Origin of the sequence: Mycolicibacterium houstonense, from assembly GCF_900078665.2 — a bacterium.
Lineage (GTDB): Bacteria > Actinomycetota > Actinomycetes > Mycobacteriales > Mycobacteriaceae > Mycobacterium > Mycobacterium houstonense.
The window spans coordinates 4,900,194-4,902,555 of sequence record NZ_LT546207.1 but is presented as its reverse complement, the minus strand read 5'-3'; the positions used below and the strand labels follow the sequence as shown (position 1 = coordinate 4,902,555).

Sequence of the window (2,362 nt, the reverse complement as noted above, 5' to 3'; positions counted from 1 at the left end):
TCGGCGGGCGTCGGCGCGGACCCGCCCAGCCGGCGCGGCACCCAGTACTCCCCCGCCGGCGTCGGGTACGCCCGTTGCACCCGGTCCAGCATGCCCGTCATCTGCGTGCGCAGCCGCGCGTCCAGCTCAGCCATCGATCCCGTCGGCGCGATCGGTTCACCCACCTCTACTGTTACAGGAAACTTCTTGCGCCCCAAGGCTTTCGGATGATCTTTCGTCCACACCCGATGCATGCCCCAGACGATGATCGGAATGATCGGCACATCGGCCTCCAGCGCCATACGCGCTGCTCCGGTCTTGAAATCCTTCAGCTCGAAACTGCGGCTGATGGTCGCCTCCGGGTACACCCCGACCAGCTCACCGCGGCGCAGGGCATCCACGGCAGCGGCGTAGGCGCCCGCACCCGCGCCGCGGTCCACCGGAATGGTGCCGGTACGGCGGATCAGGTAGTTGACCACCTTCACCTGCTCCATCTCGGCCTTGATCATGAAGCGCATCCGGCGACCGCGGGCGGTCGCGGCCAGGCCGGCAGGCAGGAAGTCGACGTAGCTGGTGTGATTGATGGCGACGACGGCGCCGCCCTTGACGGGCAGATTGTCCAGCCCACGGAAGGTGATGCGGGTTCCGGTGGCCCGGACCGCCAGCTTGGCGGCAATCTCCAAACTTCGGAAAACCGGTTCCATACGCGACTTACCCCGGAGCCCCGGTGGGCTCGATGGGCCCGGATTCNTGCCGGCCCCGCCCGCACCGCCGGCCCCGTAGGTAATACAGACCCGGTTAGAAGAACGGCACCGCAGAAGCCATCCGGCTCTGCGGTGCCGTTGTGCGTGTCGAATCATTCGTAACATCAGACTCATACGTAACATCAGTCCGTGCAGTCCCGTCGTTCCGCACCGTCACTTCTCTTCACCGCGCTCGCGGCGACGGTCGTGATCGTGCCGTGGGCCATCGCGGAATCTGATTCCGGCGAACCAGACAGCGTCCCCAGCGCTGCCCCGCAGCTCACCCAGCAACCTTTGGACAACCTCGCCGTCGGTGAGACCATCCGCGAGATCCATCAGGACACCCNGACCTCGCCGAGCAGATGCGCGGCGGCGCCATCTACACCCGTTGGCAGGAGGCGGGCGGGGCGGCCGGGCTGCTGGGCAACCCCACCTCCCCCGAGACCGCCGGGGAGGGCACCGCGCGCTACGCCACCTTCGAACGCGGCGCGGTGTACTGGTCTCCGGAAAGCGGCGCCGAACCGGTGACCGGGGCGATCTACGAGGCCTGGGGGACACTGGGTTTCGAACGGGGAATCCTGGGCCTGCCGACGAGTGCCGAGATCCCCGAGCCGCAGTGGATCGTGCAGAACTTCCAGCACGGCACGCTCAACTTCGACCGGGAGAAGGGCACCGTCACCCGCGTCGTCGACGGCGTGCCGGTTGAACTCGAACCGCCGTCACCCGATCAGCAGCCCGTGCAGCTCGAGCGGTTCACGCGGATCACCTGACCCCGGCGTCAGGCCCGGCTCAGGACCACCAGCGTTCCAGCACCCGAGCCACCCCGTCCTCGGCATTGGTCACGGTGACCTCGTCGGCGGCGTCGACCGCCTCGGGGTGGGCATTGCCCATCGCCACACCGCGCTGTGCCCACCGCAGCATCGGGATGTCATTGGGCATGTCGCCGAAGGTCACGATGTCGGCGGAGGTGAGCCCCAGCGGGGCCGCCAGTTCCTCGACACCGGTGGCCTTGCTGATGCCCAGCGGCACCACCTCGATCAGACCGTTGTTGGTCGAATAGGTGATATCTCCCTGCAGGCCAATGTGTTTGACCAACTCGGCGGCCATGTCCGCACTGCGCGCTCCGGCCTTGCGGATCAGCAGCTTCACCGCGGGAGCGCTCAGCAGATCCTCGACCGACACCTCGGTGTTGTCCGGGTTCAGCCAGGCGTGCTCATAACCCGGTGAGCTGACGAACTGCGGGGTCGCCGCGTCATGCGCCGAGGAGCCCACCCGTTCCACGGCCAGTCCCGCGCCGGGGATCACCCGGGTGGCGATCTCGGCGAGCTCGCCGAGCACGTCGGCCGACAGCGTGTGGGCCGAGACGATGCGGTCGGTGGCCGGGTCGTAGATCACCGCACCGTTGGCGCACACCGACATCGGCGCCAGACCGAGGCCATCGACCACCGGTGCCACCCACCGCGGCGGCCGTCCGGTCGCCAGGACGAACGTGGCCCCGGCCTCGACCGCGGCGTGCACCGCCGCCCGGGTGCGCGGAGTGACCTTCTCGTCGTCATCCAGCAAGGTGCCGTCCACGTCGGTGGCGATCAGCCCCGGCGCCCGATCGGCGCTCACCGGCTCTGCTTCCCTGTTGCCTCGCG

General features: G+C 68.4%; 2 protein-coding genes and 1 pseudogene. 1 reads left to right on the top strand and 2 read right to left on the bottom strand.

What is annotated here, in order from left to right; translation table 11 throughout:
• A partial coding sequence (locus BN4332_RS24650; RefSeq protein WP_066902104.1) for a lysophospholipid acyltransferase family protein occupies window positions 1–683 on the bottom strand: 683 nt, incomplete at its 3' end.
• A 371-nt stretch (window positions 684–1,054) separates the two neighbouring features.
• Here BN4332_RS24650 and BN4332_RS24645 point away from each other — a divergent pair.
• Window positions 1,055–1,492 (top strand): annotated as a pseudogene (locus BN4332_RS24645) (LGFP repeat-containing protein); the annotation flags it as partial.
• Window positions 1,493–1,511: 19 nt separating this feature from the next.
• On the opposite strand, the gene BN4332_RS24640 reads toward BN4332_RS24645, so the two are convergent.
• Window positions 1,512–2,336 carry a Cof-type HAD-IIB family hydrolase gene (locus tag BN4332_RS24640; protein ID WP_066902102.1) on the bottom strand — a complete coding sequence of 275 codons (825 nt, stop codon included), beginning with the start codon at window positions 2,334–2,336 and terminating at the stop codon, window positions 1,512–1,514.
• Window positions 2,337–2,362: the final 26 nt, after the last annotated feature.